Genomic DNA, 14,112 nt, shown 5'->3' with positions numbered 1-14,112 from the left:
CGCCGGATGTGCAGAACGGGCTCACGCTCGCGCCGCCTCCTGCCGCCGCACCGCGCCCGGCGCCGAGACGAGCGCACCGACCAGGCCGACGGCGAGCGCCGCCACCACGCCGATGTTGCTCGCCCCGATCCCCGCGCGCGGGTCGATCCCGCCGAGGCGGAAGAGGTAGCCCTCCCAGCCGAGCCACGGCAGCTCGGAGCTGATCAGGCCGAGCCCGACCACCGTCCCTGCGATGAGCAGCGCCAGGTTCACCCAGCGCCAGTCCGGGTAGACGCCGCCGCGGCGCACCAGAGACGGCTGGTGGAAGCGGCGGGTGCGCAGCATCATCTCCCCCGAGAACACGCCGACCCACGCGGCGACGGGCACCGACAGCGCCGTCGGGATGCCGCGCACGACCGTCGACAGGTCGGTCACGGTCGCGGCGAGCACGCCGCCGACGACGGCGATCGCGGCGCCCGCGATGAGCGTGCTCCAGCGCCGGCCGAGGCGGACGCCGGCCGCGTCGAGCGTGAAGCCCGCCGAGTAGATGGTCAGCACGAGCGCGGAGACGAGGGACAGTCCGACCGCGAGCAGCAGCGGCACCGGGTACCAGGCCGGGAGCCCGAGCGCGACCAGCCCCGCCACCGGATCGCGCGCCAGCTCCCCGGCGAGCCCGGGGTTGGAGGCGGCGAGGAGACCGCCGTAGGACACCAGCACGAACGGCGGGACGGCCGCGCCGAACGTCGCCCAGAGCATGGCGGCGCCGCCCGAGGAGCGCGGACGCTGATAGCGGGCCACCTCCGCGCTGCTCATCGCCCAGGCCAGCCCGACGTAGCTGAACACCAGCACGGCCCCCGTCACCACGTGCGTCCAGAAGGCGTCGGGCACGGCGAGGGCCCTGCCGAGGTCCACGTGCCGCCAGGTGGCGGTCACCATGAGCACGATGAGGACGGCGGAGGCGACGGTCAGCACCAGCTGCACCCGGGCGACCAGCCCGTAGCCCACGTAGGCGACAGCGACGGCGACGGCGATGGTCACGGCGAGCGCCGCCGCGGTCGCGGCGACCGGGCTGCCCGGCCACTGCTCCGCCGCCGTGAGCGACCCGGCGGCCGAGCCCGCCAGCCAGAGCAGCACGGCGCCCCAGAACAGCTTGACCACGAGCGCGAGCACGGTCGGGACGATGTTGCCGACCATCCCGAACGACGCCCGGGAGACGACCAGCGTCGGTTGGCCGCTCCACTTGCCGGCGAGCGTGCCGACGCCGAGCGGGAGGAAGGACATCGCGACGCCGACGAGCGTCGCGATGAGCAGCTGGCGCAGGTTGAGTCCGAGCACGAACAGGGTCGCGCCGACGCCGACGCTGATGAGCGACGACGTGCCGGCGAACCACAGCCAGAACATCCGGGATGCACGACCCACCCGGCGCTCGACCGCCGTCGGCTCGAGGTCGGCGGTCTCGGTGGTGAGCTGGCCCGGGGCGGCGCGGCGGCCGCCGAGCAGGGCGTCGGCGTCGCCCGTGCGCGGCGTCGCGACGGTTGCGGTGGCGCGGTGCGCGCCGTTCCCGGGGCCGGCGGGGGCGTCGTCGGCGTCGTCCGGCACGTCGGCGTCCAGATGGCGGGCGACGTGCGGAGCGGGCACGGGCGCCGAGACCGGTGCGTCGGCGGCCGGGAGCGCGGGGACCGGCGCGGCGTCGACCGCGGTAGCGCTCTCCGCCACCGGAGGAGCGGCGACGGCCGAGGGAGCCACGGCCACGACCGGGACCGGCTCGGAGTCGCGTGGCGCCAGCTCCTCGGGCACGAGGTCGAGCGGCTCCGCGCGGGCGACCGGACGGAAAGCGGGCGGAGCGACCGTCTCCTCCTTCACCTCCGGCGGCTGCTCCGTCTCGGGCTCCGCGCGCTGGATCGGGATGGCGGCGGTCGCCACCCAGGGGCTGAACGTCGGCTCCGGCCCGGTCGGCTCCCGACGCACAGGGAGGTCGTCGAAGCTGATGAGCTCGGTCGGCGGGCCGCTCCACTCCCCCTCGTCGTCCTCAGCACTCTCGGCGACCTCGTCGCCGTGCTCCTGGTCAGACGGAGGGACCGGCACGGCGGCACTCCGCGCCTCGGCCCGCGGCACCACGATCGGGATGGCCGTGGTGATCCGGGCGACCTCCTCCTCCAGCGCACTGGCGAGCTCGTCGTCGCTGTGGCGCTCGCCCTCCGGTGCCCGGTCCATGAGGCCACACTACGACGCGCCGTGCGCCCCTGAGGAGAGGGCAGGCAAGTACCATCGGGGGTGTGAGCGAGATCGCAACCCCCTACGAGGACCTGCTGCGCGACGTGCTGGCCACCGGCACGCACAAATCGGACCGGACCGGCACGGGCACCCGCAGCGTCTTCGGCCGGCAGCTGCGCTTCGACCTGGCGGAGGGCTTCCCGCTCATCACCACCAAGCGCGTCCACTTCAAGTCGATCGCGTACGAGCTGCTCTGGTTCCTGCGCGGCGACAGCAACGTGGGCTGGCTGCGTGAGAACGGCGTCACGATCTGGGACGAGTGGGCGGACGCCGACGGCGAGCTGGGGCCGGTCTACGGCGTCCAGTGGCGCTCCTGGCCCGCTCCGGACGGCCGGCACATCGACCAGATCCAGCAGGTCGTCGACACCCTGCGCAGCGACCCGGACTCGCGCCGCATCATCGTCTCCGCCTGGAACGTCGCCGACATCCCGCAGATGGCCCTCGCCCCCTGCCACGCGTTCTTCCAGTTCTACGTCGCCGACGGCAAGCTCTCCTGCCAGCTGTACCAGCGCAGCGCGGACATGTTCCTCGGCGTCCCGTTCAACATTGCCAGCTACGCGCTGCTGACCATGATGGTCGCCCAGCAGGTGGGGCTCGAGCCGGGCGAGTTCGTCTGGACCGGCGGCGACGTCCACATCTACGACAACCACGTGGAGCAGGTGACCGAGCAGCTCACGCGCGACCCGTTCCCCGCCCCGCGCCTGCGCTTCGCCCGCACGCCCGAGAGCATCTTCGACTACCGGTTCGAGGATTTCGTCGTGGAGGACTACCAGCACCACCCGGCGATCCGGGCCGCGGTCGCCGTATGACGCTCGCGCTGATCTGGGCGCAGGCGAACGACCGCGTGATCGGGGCCGGTGGCGTGATGCCCTGGCACCTCACCGAGGATCTGCGCCATTTCCGCGCGCTCACCGGCAGCGACCCCGTCGTGATGGGCCGCCGGACCTGGGAGTCGCTCCCCGAGCGCTACCGGCCGCTCCCGGGCCGCACCAACATCGTCATCACGCGCCGGGCCGACTGGGCGGCGCCCGGCGCGGTCGTCGCGCACTCGCTGGACGACGCCCTCACCGCCGCGGGCGACGCGGACACCGTGTGGATCACCGGCGGCGGCGAGCTGTACCGGGAGGCGCTCCCTCGCGCCGACCGGCTGGAGATCACCGAGATCGACCTCGACGTCGACGGCGACACGCAGGCGCCCGAGCCGGGCGACGGCTGGACGAACGTCGAGGCCGGCGAGTGGCAGACCGCGTCCAACGGGATGCGGTACCGCTTCGTCACCTACACCCGCTGACTCAGGTGAGACCCGCGACGAGGTTCACCGTCGCGGCCACGATGACGGTGCCGAACAGGTACGAGAGCAGCGTGTGGCGGAGGATCGTCTGCCGGATGTACGAGCTCCGGATGTTGGTGTCGGAGACCTGGAACGTCATCCCGAGGGTGAAGGACAGGTAGGCGAAGTCGCTGTACCTCGGGTCCTCGCGCTGGTTGAAGTCGACGCCGCCGCCCGTGCGGTAGTAGATGCGGGCGTACCGGAGCATGTAGACGGTGTGCACCAGCGTCCAGGAGAGCGCGATGCTCACCACGGCGAGGAGGGCGACCCCCAGCTGTGCGCCGCCCTTCAGCGACTTCGCGTCGACGAGGATGTAGACCACCGCGAACACGCTGGCGATCGACGCCAGGATGAGCACCAGATCGGTGACGCGCCTGCCCGGGTCCTCCAGCGTCGCGTGATCCTTCGTCGCCTTTCCGTCGAGGCGCCAGACCGAGATCCACACCCACGCGATGTAGACGGCGCACGCCGCAGCCCAGCCTGCGATGGCCGCATAGTGCCAGGCGTTCAGCAGGCCGACCACCACAGCGACGACCACCCCGCTGCCGACAGCGGTCGCCATCTTCGCACGGGTCCGTCCCCGGCCGTGCTCCAGTTCGTTGCTCACATCCCGGATGTTCGCACACGTCGCCTGGGCATTGCGGGAAGCAGCGCCGGTACGATCGTTCACGTGACCTCCGCACTGCTCTCCCCCGCACCGCTCGCCGACCTCGACACCGCCGCCCTCCGCGAGGCGCACGCCGCGTTCGCGCAGGCGTACGACGAGCTGAAGGCCGCGGGCCTCGCGCTCGACATCACGCGAGGCAAGCCGTCCGCCGACCAGCTCGACCTCTCGAACGACCTGCTCCACCTGCCCGACGGCGCCTACCGCGACGCGGCGGGCACCGACCTGCGCAACTACGGCGGTCCGAACGGCCTTCCCGAGCTGCGTGCGATCTTCGCCGACGCGCTGCGGGTGCCGGTGGCTCAGCTGCTGGCTCTCGGCAACTCCAGCCTGACGATCATGCACGACACGATCGCTCAGGCGCTCATCCACGGCGTGCCGGGCGGGGAACTGCCGTGGGGCCGGCAGTCGATCAGCTTCCTGGCGCCCGTGCCCGGGTACGACCGGCACTTCACCATCCTGGAGCGCTTCGGCATCCGGATGATCCCGGTGCCGATGAACGAGGACGGCCCGGACGTCGAGGCCGTCGCCTCCCTGCTGGCCGCCGACGACAGCATCAAGGGCATGTGGTGCGTGCCGGTCTACTCCAACCCGACCGGCGCCGTGTACAGCGAGGAGGTCGTGCGCGCGCTCGTCTCCATGCCTGCCGCCCCCGACTTCCGGCTGTTCTGGGACAACGCGTACGCCGTGCACCACCTGAGCGACGACCGACCCGCGCCGATCGACGTGCTGGCGCTGGCCGCGGAGGCCGGCAACCCGGACCGCCCGCTGATCTTCGCCTCCACCTCCAAGGTGACCTTCCCCGGCGCCGGCGTGGCCTTCTTCGGCGCCTCGGAGGCCAACGTGGCCTGGTTCCAGCACAACGCGGCCGCGCAGAGCATCGGGCCGGACAAGCTGAACCAGCTGCGGCACGTCCAGCTGCTGAAGGACGCCGACGGGCTCTCGGCGCACATGGAGAAGCACCGCACCATCCTGGAGCCGAAGTTCGCGGCGGTCGACACGGCATTCCGCGAGCGGCTCGCGCCGTGGGGCGCCGGCACCTGGAACGCGCCGAAGGGCGGCTACTTCGTCAGCCTCGACGTGCTCGACGGCAGCGCGAAGCGCGCGGTGCAGCTGGCGAAGGAGGCCGGGATCGCGGTCACGCCCGCCGGTGCGACGTTCCCGTACGGCGACGACCCGCGCGACGCCAACATCCGCATCGCGCCGACGTTCCCTCCGGTCGAGGAGCTCCGGACGGCGCTCGACGGGTTGTGCACGGCGATCCTCCTCGCGGAGGCGGAGACCCTGCTGGCCGGCCGGGACTGACCGTGACCGGCTGGGTCGTCCGCGCCAGCACCGAGGACGACTGGCGGGAGTACCGCGCGCTGCGGTTCGAGATGCTGCAGGACGCTCCGATCGCCTTCCTGGAGACGCTCGAGCACGCGAGGACCCATCCCGACGAGCACTGGCGGCGCCGCGCGGCGAACACGGGCTCGACGAGCCGGCTGTTCGCCGCGGTCGCGGACGACGGCCGCTGGCTCGGCAGCATGGGCGGCTTCCAGTCGTCGCCCGCCGCCGAGCCCTACCTCGTCGGCGTCTACGTCACTCCCGCATGGCGCGGACGCGAGCACGGAATGACGGATGCGCTCCTCGACGCCGTCATCGACTGGGCGCGTGGCCGCGGCGACCGGCTGCTGCTCGACGTGCACGAGGACAACCGGCCCGCCATCCGTTCCTACCTCCGCCGCGGCTTCGCCTTCACCGGCCGCACCCAGCCCTACCCCCTCGACCGCTCCGCCCTCGAACGGGAGATGTTCCTCCCCCTCCCCTGAGGCCAAGAGCTCCTGAGTTGTTCGACCCGACACGCCGGGCGGAGGTCGAAGAACTCAGGAGCTGATGGCTTGGCGGAGGGGCGAGCGGGTCAGACCTCGCCGAAGCCGGTGTCGACGAGGTCGGCGAGGGCGTCGACGGCAGGACGGCCGTCGGGCGCGTCCGTCGCGATGCGCGCGGTGGAGCCGGCGGTGAGGCCGAGGGACATGATGCCGAGGAGGCTCTTCGCGTCCTTGCCGTTGACGGTCACCTTCGCGGGGAACGTGTTCGCGAGCTTCACGAACTCGGCCGCCGGGCGCGCGTGCAGGCCCTCGGGGTTGCGCACGAGCACCTCGCGCTCGTACGGGCCGTCGGCGGGTGCCTGCGCGGGGGCCGGCTCGGCCGCCGCCGCGGCTGCGTCCTTCCCCGCCCACGCGTCGATCGCGCCCTCCGCGGCCGCGACCACGTCGTCCAGGCTCCCGCCGGACTCGGCGGCCACCGCCGCGGCGACGCCGCCCTCCACGAACGGCACGTCGACCACGCGAACGCGGGCGCGCTGCTCCTCGTCCAGCATGTCGAGCACGGTCTCGGCGGTCAGCAGCGCCGAGCCGAGGTCGCTGATCACGACGACCCCCGCACCGCCGTCTGCCTCCCCGACGCCGGACATCACCTTGGTGAAGCTGGTGCCGATCCCGTCGTCGTCGGTGCCGCCCGCGGCGACGAGCGCCACCGACCCGGCCATCTGACCGGCCAGCGCCACCATTCCTGCGGCGATCTGCGGACTGTGCGAGACGAAGACGACACCGACCTTCGCGCTCATCCGGCCACCCCGGCGGCCGCGCGCAGCAGCAGAGCCGTCGACTGCGCCCCCGGGTCGCGGTGGCCCGCCGACCGCTCACCGAGGTAGCTCGCCCGGCCCTTGCGGGCGACGAGCGGGATGGTCGCGTCCGAGCCCTTCTCGGCGGCCTCCGCCGCCGCGGCCAGGATGCCGGCGGCCGAGGCCCCCGACTCCTGCGCCGCGGCGGCGGCGTCCACCGCAGGCGTCCAGGCGTCGACCATGGTCTTGTCGCCCGGCTCGGCCTTCCCGCGGGACACGATGCCGTCTCGCCCGGCCCTCAGGGCCGCGACGAGCGTCGTCTCGTCGATCGCCTCGGCGTCGCCGACCGGCTCCGCCGCCTTCAGGAACGCCGTGCCGTACAGCGGCCCGGACGCACCCCCCACCGTCGAGATCAGGGTCATGGCGACCGAGCGCAACGCCGCGTTCGGCGTCGCGTCGTCCGGGAGCTTCTCCAGCGCCGCGACCGACGCCTTGAGGCCCCGGTCCATGTTCTCGCCGTGGTCGCCGTCGCCGATCTCGCGATCGAGCGTGTTCAGCTCCTGCTTGTGCTCGCCGATGGATGCGGCGGCAGCGACGATCCACTCCTTGACCCAGTTCGTGTCCAGCGTCATCGACGCCTCCCTTGTCTTGTCGTTCCGGCTTCCTACAGGCCCCAGCGCAGCGCGGCCGTGTGGACGGGCGCGTCCCACAGCTGGGTGAACTCGTCGTCCAGCTTGAGCAGGGTGATCGAGGCGCCCTGCATCTCCAGCGAGGTGACGTAGTTGCCCACGAGCGACCGGCTGAGCTCGATGCCCCGCTCGTCGAGGATCTCGGCGGCGCGGCGGAACAGGATGTAGAGCTCCGACAGCGGGGTGCCGCCCATGCCGTTGACGAATAGCAGCACCGGCGAGCCCTCGAAGGACAGGTCGGTGAGGATCGCGTCCATCATCCGGTCCACCAGGCGGTCGGCCGGCTCCAGCTTGATGCGCTCACGGCCCGGCTCGCCGTGGATGCCCACGCCGAACTCGATCTCGTCCTCCGGCAGCACGAACCCCGGCTCGCCCGCGTGGGGCACCGTGCCGTCGGTCAGCGCGAGGCCGATCGAGCGCACGTTGGCGTTGACGCGCTCCGCGATCGCGGTGACGGCGTCGAGGTCGTCCCCGCGGTCGGCGGCCGCGCCCGCGATCTTCTCGACCAGCACGGTCCCGGCGACGCCGCGACGGCCGGCGGTGTAGAGGGAGTCCTGCACGGCCACGTCGTCGTTGACGATGACGGAGCGCACGGTGATGCCCTCGGCGCCGACCAGGTCGGCCGCCGTCTCGAAGTTGAGCACGTCGCCGGTGTAGTTCTTGACGATGTGGAGCACGCCGGCGCCGCCGTCCGCGGCCTTGGTGGCCTCGACGATCGGCATGGGGGTCGGGGAGGTGAACACCTCGCCCGGCACCGCGGCGTCCAGCATGCCCTTGCCGACGAAGCCGGCGTGGAGGGGCTCGTGGCCGCTGCCGCCGCCGCTGACCAGTCCGACCTTGCCCTGGACGGGGCCGTCGGCGCGTGAGACGAACTTCGGATCCTGCGACACCCGGACGATGTCCGCGTGAGCCCGGCCGAACCCCGCGAGGGACTCGGTCACGACGTCGGGTACGTCGTTAATGAGCTTCTTCATCGAAACCATTCCTTCCACTGCAGTGGAGCCTCCACTGCCGTCAGTGCGTCGCCGCCACCCATTCTTCGAGCTTCGCGGCCGCAGCCCCGGAGTCGATCGCGTCGGCGGCGACCGCCATTTGCGAACGGAACCGATCCAGGATGGACTCCTGGACCCTCGACGGGTCGGACGCGAGCTCGTAGGAGACGAGCCCGGCCGCCGCGTTGAGCAGCACGATGTCGCGCACGGGGCCTTCTTCTCCCGCCAGCACGGCACGCACGACAGCCGCGTTATACGCGGCATCCTTCCCGAGCAGGTCGTCGATCCTGGCGCGCGGGATGCCCAGATCGCGCGGATCGATGTCGTGCTCGGTGACGAGGCCCCTCGAGACCTCCCAGACGTGGCTGTGACCGGTGGTCGACAGCTCGTCGAGCCCGTCGTCGCCGCGGAAGACCAGCGCGGTGGCGCCGCGGGTCTGGAACACGCCGACGATGAGCGGGATGCGGTCGAGCGTCGCGACGCCGACCGCGGACGCCTCGGGGCGCGCCGGGTTGCAGAGCGGGCCGAGGTAGTTGAAGACGGTGGGGACGCCGAGCTGCGCCCGCACGGGGCCGGCGTGCGCGAAGCCGGGGTGGAACGCGCTGGCGTACGCGAAGGTGATGCCTGCGGTCTCCAGCACCTCGGCGACCCGCTCCGCCGGGAGCGTGAGGTCGATGCCGAGGGCGGCGAGCACGTCGGACGAGCCCGACGAGGAGCTGGCCGCCCGGTTGCCGTGCTTGATGACGGGCACGCCGGCCGCCGCCGCGACGATGGACGCCGTGGTCGACACGTTCACCGTGCCGAAGCGGTCGCCGCCGGTGCCGACGATGTCGAGCGCCATCGGGTCGACCTCGAGCGGCACGGCGTGATCAAGGATCGCATCCCGGAAGCCGACGATCTCGTCGACGGTCTCGCCCTTCGCGCGCAACGCGATGAGGAAGGCCGCCAGCTGGGCGTCCGTCGCCTCGCCCGTCATGACCTGGTCCATGGCCCACGCCGCGTCCGCCACGCTCAGGTGCTCCCCGGCGAGGAGCGACGTCAGCACGGACGACCAGGACTGCGTGTGGGACATGAAGCGATCCTATCGGCGGGCGACACGCCACGGCGATAGCGGCCCGTGGGGCATCCTGAGGCGCTCCTAACCTCGAATCCGGCCGATTCAAGCCCCCTAGGTGGGAAAACCATGGGTTCTTTTCAGCCATAATGGGTTACGTGACGAGCACCTCCATTTCTCCTGCAACGAGTGCGCCGGCGATCAACCGGCCCAATGTCGTGGCCGTCGGCACGATCGTCTGGCTCGGCTCCGAGGTGATGTTCTTCGCGGGTCTGTTCGCGATCTACTTCACGCTCAAGTCGACCTCGCCCGATCTGTGGGCCGCCGAGACGCAGCACCTCAACGTCCCGTACGCGCTGACGAACACGATCATCCTGGTGGCGAGCTCGTTCACCTGCCAGTTCGGCGTGTTCGCGGCGGAGCGCCTGCAGCCGCGCCGCACGGGGTGGAGCCCGGCCAAGTGGGGAATGGTCGAGTGGTTCACCCTCTCCTACATCCTCGGAGCGATCTTCGTGTCGGGCCAGGTGCTCGAATACGCCACGCTCGTCTCCGAGGGCGTCTCGCTCAGCGCCAACGCCTACGGGTCGGCGTTCTACCTGACCACCGGGTTCCACGCGCTCCACGTGACGGGCGGCCTCATCGCCTTCCTGCTCGTGATCGGCCGCGCTTTCGCGGTCAAGACCTTCGGCCACAAGGAGGCGACGAGCGCCATCGTGGTCTCCTACTACTGGCACTTCGTCGACGTCGTGTGGATCGGGCTGTTCGCGGTCATCTACATCATCCGATAAGGAAACAGGAGCGTTCTTCACCCCATGCGTCCCCGTACACCCGGAAAAGCACCGGCCTCGCCCGTCCGCAAGGCGAAGCCTGCGCGCAAGGCCGGCCGCCGTCACCCGCTGGCCACCGTCGCGCTCCTCGCGATCGGCCTCGGCCTGACCGGCGGAGCCTACGCCGCGTTCACCACCACCACGGCGTCCGCCGAGGAGCCGCAGGTCGCGGCAGCGAGCCAGACCTCGGTCGACGAGGGCAAGAAGCTCTTCCAGTCGAACTGCGCCACCTGCCACGGCCTCGACGCCCAGGGCAGCTCGGTCGCCCCGAGCCTGATCGGCGTCGGCGCCGCCGCGGTCGACTTCCAGGTCGGCACCGGTCGCATGCCGATGCAGATGCAGGGCCCGCAGGCCGAGCAGAAGCCGGTGCAGTTCACCGACGAGCAGGTCAAGGCGCTGGCCGACTACGTCGCGTCGCTCGCCCCCGGCCCCTCCATCCCGGAGCAGAAGTACCTCGACGGCAAGGGCAACGCCGCCCACGGCGCCGAGCTCTTCCGCATCAACTGCGCCATGTGCCACAACGTCGCCGGCGCGGGCGGTGCGCTCACCGAGGGCAAGTTCGCCCCGCCGCTGACCGGCGTCAGCGCCCAGCACATCTACGAGGCCATGATCACCGGACCGCAGAACATGCCGGTCTTCAACGATCTGAACATCACGCCGCAGGGCAAGGCCGACATCATCACGTACCTGAAGTACATCCAGAACAACCCGTCGCCGGGTGGCTTCGAGCTCGGCTCGCTCGGCCCGGTGGCCGAGGGCCTCTTCCTCTGGATCTTCGGTCTGGGCGCCATCGTCGCCCTCACCGTGTGGATCACGGCGAAGTCGAATTAATCCGGATCCCACTTCGGATACGAACACAGCGTAAGAAGGAGAGCAATGGCACAGGACGACAACGGCGGCCACGAGCTGACGCCCGCCCGTTCGTCTGAGGAGCACCGCACCGGCGACGCCGGCACCGCGGTGGTCATCCGCGACGCCGTCGAGAACCCCGGGTTCCCGCCGCACCGTCCGCGGGTCACCGACCTCGACCCGCGGAAAGAGCGGCGCGCCGAGCGCACCGTCTACACGCTGTTCTACCTCTCGATCGCGGGATCGGTGTGGGCGGTCGCCGCCTACCTCGCCTTCCCGATCGTCGACGGCGACCCGGGCTCCGTGCGCCTGAACAACCTGTTCATCGGCATCGGCAGCGCCCTGGCGCTCCTCGCCATCGGCATCGGCGCGGTCCACTGGGGCAAGGCGCTCATGCACGAGAAGGAGGGCGTCGACCTCCGCCACCCTGTGCGCGGCAGCGAGGCGACCACCGAACGCGCGGCGGAGATCTTCCGCCAGGCCGACGAGGAGTCCGGCTTCAGCCGCCGCATCCTCGTCCGCAACAGCCTCATCGGTGCGCTGATCGCCTTCCCGCTCCCCGCCGTCGTCCTGTTCCGGGGCCTCGCGCCCGAGAACGAGGACCCGGTGGAGCTGCTCTCCCAGACGATGTGGGCCAAGGGCGTGCGCCTGACCCGCGACCCAACCGGAACGCCGATCAAGGCGTCCGACGTCACGCTGGGCAGCGCCTTCCACGTCATCCCCGAAGGCCTCAACGAGGCTCCGGACATGCTCGAGCAGAAGGCCAAGGCCGCCGTGCTGCTCATGCGCCTCAAGCCCGAGGACCTCCACGTCTCCAAGGGCAAGGAGAACTGGAACTACGACGGCATCGTCGCCTACTCCAAGATCTGCACGCACGTCGGGTGCCCGGTGGCGCTCTACGAGCAGCAGACCCACCACCTGCTCTGCCCGTGCCACCAGTCGCAGTTCGACATCACGCACGAGGCGCAGGTCATCTTCGGACCGGCGAAGCGGCCGCTGCCGCAGCTGCCGATCACCGTCGACGCCGATGGCTACCTGGTCGCCCGCAGCGACTTCCACGAGCCCGTCGGCCCGAGCTTCTGGGAGCGCCATTGAGCACCACGACCGCCGCACGCCCTGCGGCACAGACGACGGCTTCGAAGGGCGGGTTCACGGCAGCAGCCGCGAACTACCTCGAAGACCGCACCAGCATCTCGGGCGCCGTCAAGGAGTTCGGCCGCAAGATCTTCCCCGACCACTGGTCGTTCCTGCTCGGCGAGGTCGCGCTCTACAGCTTCATCGTCATCCTGCTGTCGGGCACCTTCCTGACGTTCTTCTTCCAGGCGTCGATGGCGGAGGTGACCTACAACGGCTCGTACGTGCCGCTGAAGGGCATCGAGATGTCCTCGGCCATGCAGAGCACGCTGAACATCTCGTTCGAGGTGCGCGGCGGCCTCCTGGTCCGGCAGATCCACCACTGGGCGGCGCTGCTGTTCGTGGCGGCGATCGGCCTCCACATGCTCCGCATCTTCTTCACCGGCGCGTTCCGCAAGCCGCGTGAGCTGAACTGGGTCATCGGCTTCGTGCTGTTCATCCTGGCGATGGCCGAGGGCTTCACCGGCTACTCCCTCCCGGACGACCTGCTCTCGGGCAACGGCCTCCGCATCATCGACGGCCTGATCAAGGGCCTGCCGGTGGTCGGCACGTGGATCTCGTTCCTGCTGTTCGGCGGCGAGTTCCCCGGCACCGCCATCGTCGGCCGCCTCTACACGCTGCACATCCTGCTGCTGCCGGCACTGGTCGTCGCGTTCATCGCGCTGCACCTCATGTTCGTGGTCATCCACAAGCACACGCAGTACGCGGCGCCCGGACGCACCCAGGGCAACGTGGTCGGCTACCCGGTCCTCCCGGTGTACGCGGCCAAGGCCGGCGGCTTCTTCTTCATCGTGTTCGGTGTCGTCGCGCTCATGGCGTCGTTCTTCACCATCAACCCGATCTGGAACTACGGCCCGTACGACCCCTCCCCCGTGTCCGCCGGTACGCAGCCTGACTGGTACATCGGCTTCGCGGACGGCGCGCTGCGTCTCGTCCCGCCGGGCTGGGAGTTCGTCTGGCTCGACCGCACCTGGTCGTTCAACATCATCATCCCGGTGGCGATCCTCGGACTGTTCATCGTGACCGTGATGTTCTACCCGTTCCTCGAGGCGTGGATCACGGGCGACAAGCGCGAGCACCACATCCTGGACCGTCCGCGCAATGCGGCGACCCGCACCGCCATCGGCGCGGCCGGCGTCACGTTCTACGCCGTGTTCTGGGCGGCGGCGAGCTCGGACATCATGGCGACGCACTTCAAGCTGACCATGGAGGGCGTCATCCACACCCTCCAGGCACTGCTGTTCGTCGGCCCGCTGATCGCGTTCGTCGTGACCAAGCGCGTCTGCCTGGCCCTGCAGAAGAAGGATCGCTCGATCGCCCTCCACGGCTACGAGTCCGGTCGCATCGTCAAGCTGCCCGGCGGCGAGTTCATCGAGGTGCACGAGCAGCTGAGCGACTACGAGCGCTGGCGCCTGGTCTCGCAGGAGGCCTACGAGCCGCTGATGCTGCGCCCGAACCGCCGCGGCCGGATCACGGCGGCGAACCGGGTGCGCGCAGGCCTGTCCCGCTGGTTCTTCGAGGACCGGATCCTGCCGCCCACCCGCGGCGAGCTCGAGTCGGGCCACGACCACCACTGACGGTCATCCGTCCTCACGGAAGCGGCGGCGCGGGCATTAGCGCCCGCGCGTCCGGGTGTCCCCCCGCCGCCCCCCCTCCCCCGCGGCCGCGCCCAGAACCTGGACCACCCCCCCCCCCCCCCCAGGGAGCGCCGCCCC

The 14,112-nt window shown here is 71.0% G+C and carries 14 protein-coding genes; 8 read left to right on the top strand and 6 right to left on the bottom strand.

Annotated features, from left to right (window positions below; translation table 11 throughout):
* Positions 1–21: 21 nt before the first annotated feature.
* Positions 22–2,193, bottom strand: a complete 2,172-nt coding sequence (locus P5G59_RS01840) for a cytosine permease (RefSeq protein WP_301215429.1) — start codon at positions 2,191–2,193, stop codon at positions 22–24.
* A 62-nt stretch (positions 2,194–2,255) separates the two neighbouring features.
* On the opposite strand from P5G59_RS01840, the gene P5G59_RS01835 reads away from it, so the two are divergent.
* Both P5G59_RS01835 and P5G59_RS01830 read left to right on the top strand, forming a co-directional pair.
* On the top strand, positions 2,256–3,062 hold the full coding sequence (locus tag P5G59_RS01835) for a thymidylate synthase (RefSeq protein WP_301215428.1): 807 nt from the start codon (positions 2,256–2,258) through the stop codon (positions 3,060–3,062).
* Positions 3,059–3,544: a dihydrofolate reductase gene (locus P5G59_RS01830; protein ID WP_301215426.1), complete on the top strand. Its 486-nt coding sequence runs from the start codon at positions 3,059–3,061 to the stop codon at positions 3,542–3,544. Before P5G59_RS01835 ends, P5G59_RS01830 begins: the two co-directional genes overlap by 4 nt.
* A gap of 1 nt (position 3,545) precedes the next feature.
* Here P5G59_RS01830 and P5G59_RS01825 read toward each other — a convergent pair whose 3' ends face one another.
* Positions 3,546–4,145: a DUF1345 domain-containing protein gene (locus P5G59_RS01825; protein WP_435871240.1), complete on the bottom strand. Its 600-nt coding sequence runs from the start codon at positions 4,143–4,145 to the stop codon at positions 3,546–3,548.
* Positions 4,146–4,253: 108 nt separating this feature from the next.
* On the opposite strand from P5G59_RS01825, the gene P5G59_RS01820 reads away from it, so the two are divergent.
* The gene (locus P5G59_RS01820; protein ID WP_301215422.1) at positions 4,254–5,552 is read left to right on the top strand and encodes an aspartate aminotransferase type Ic; all 1,299 of its coding nucleotides are present in this window, start codon (positions 4,254–4,256) and stop codon (positions 5,550–5,552) included.
* Between the two features lie 2 nt (positions 5,553–5,554).
* A complete protein-coding gene (locus tag P5G59_RS01815; protein ID WP_301215420.1) occupies positions 5,555–6,058 on the top strand; it encodes a GNAT family N-acetyltransferase in 504 nt (167 codons plus the stop codon).
* Between the two features lie 89 nt (positions 6,059–6,147).
* On the opposite strand, the gene dhaM is transcribed toward P5G59_RS01815, so the two are convergent.
* From dhaM to trpD, 4 genes are read right to left on the bottom strand one after another with little or no spacing between them, the layout of a single operon-like run.
* On the bottom strand, positions 6,148–6,855 hold the full coding sequence (gene dhaM, locus P5G59_RS01810) for a dihydroxyacetone kinase phosphoryl donor subunit DhaM (RefSeq protein WP_301215418.1): 708 nt from the start codon (positions 6,853–6,855) through the stop codon (positions 6,148–6,150).
* Positions 6,852–7,484, bottom strand: a complete 633-nt coding sequence (gene dhaL / locus P5G59_RS01805) for a dihydroxyacetone kinase subunit DhaL (RefSeq protein ID WP_301215416.1) — start codon at positions 7,482–7,484, stop codon at positions 6,852–6,854. Before dhaL ends, dhaM begins: the two co-directional genes overlap by 4 nt.
* Before the next feature lie 32 nt (positions 7,485–7,516).
* Positions 7,517–8,515: a dihydroxyacetone kinase subunit DhaK gene (gene dhaK, locus P5G59_RS01800; RefSeq protein WP_301215415.1), complete on the bottom strand. Its 999-nt coding sequence runs from the start codon at positions 8,513–8,515 to the stop codon at positions 7,517–7,519.
* 40 nt (positions 8,516–8,555) lie between these two features.
* Positions 8,556–9,605 (bottom strand): anthranilate phosphoribosyltransferase, encoded by a 1,050-nt coding sequence (gene trpD, locus P5G59_RS01795; protein WP_301215413.1) that lies wholly within the window; start codon positions 9,603–9,605, stop codon positions 8,556–8,558.
* A gap of 131 nt (positions 9,606–9,736) precedes the next feature.
* Here trpD and ctaE point away from each other — a divergent pair, with 131 nt between their 5' ends.
* From ctaE to qcrB, 4 genes are read left to right on the top strand one after another with little or no spacing between them, the layout of a single operon-like run.
* Complete coding sequence (gene ctaE, locus P5G59_RS01790; RefSeq protein WP_301215411.1) at positions 9,737–10,375, top strand: aa3-type cytochrome oxidase subunit III; 639 nt, start codon at positions 9,737–9,739, stop codon at positions 10,373–10,375.
* Positions 10,376–10,399: 24 nt separating this feature from the next.
* Positions 10,400–11,245: a cytochrome bc1 complex diheme cytochrome c subunit gene (qcrC, locus tag P5G59_RS01785; protein WP_301215409.1), complete on the top strand. Its 846-nt coding sequence runs from the start codon at positions 10,400–10,402 to the stop codon at positions 11,243–11,245.
* Positions 11,246–11,290: 45 nt separating this feature from the next.
* Positions 11,291–12,358 (top strand): cytochrome bc1 complex Rieske iron-sulfur subunit, encoded by a 1,068-nt coding sequence (qcrA, locus tag P5G59_RS01780; protein WP_301215407.1) that lies wholly within the window; start codon positions 11,291–11,293, stop codon positions 12,356–12,358.
* Entirely contained in the window at positions 12,355–13,974 is a 1,620-nt protein-coding gene (gene qcrB, locus P5G59_RS01775; RefSeq protein ID WP_301215405.1) for a cytochrome bc1 complex cytochrome b subunit, read from the top strand. Before qcrA ends, qcrB begins: the two co-directional genes overlap by 4 nt.
* The last annotated feature ends 138 nt before the right edge of the window (positions 13,975–14,112 follow it).

The sequence above is a fragment of the Leifsonia virtsii genome, from assembly GCF_030433675.1.
Classification (GTDB): Bacteria; Actinomycetota; Actinomycetes; order Actinomycetales; family Microbacteriaceae; genus Leifsonia; species Leifsonia virtsii.
Note: the sequence above shows the minus strand (reverse complement) of the source record. Positions and strands in the feature narration are given on the sequence as shown.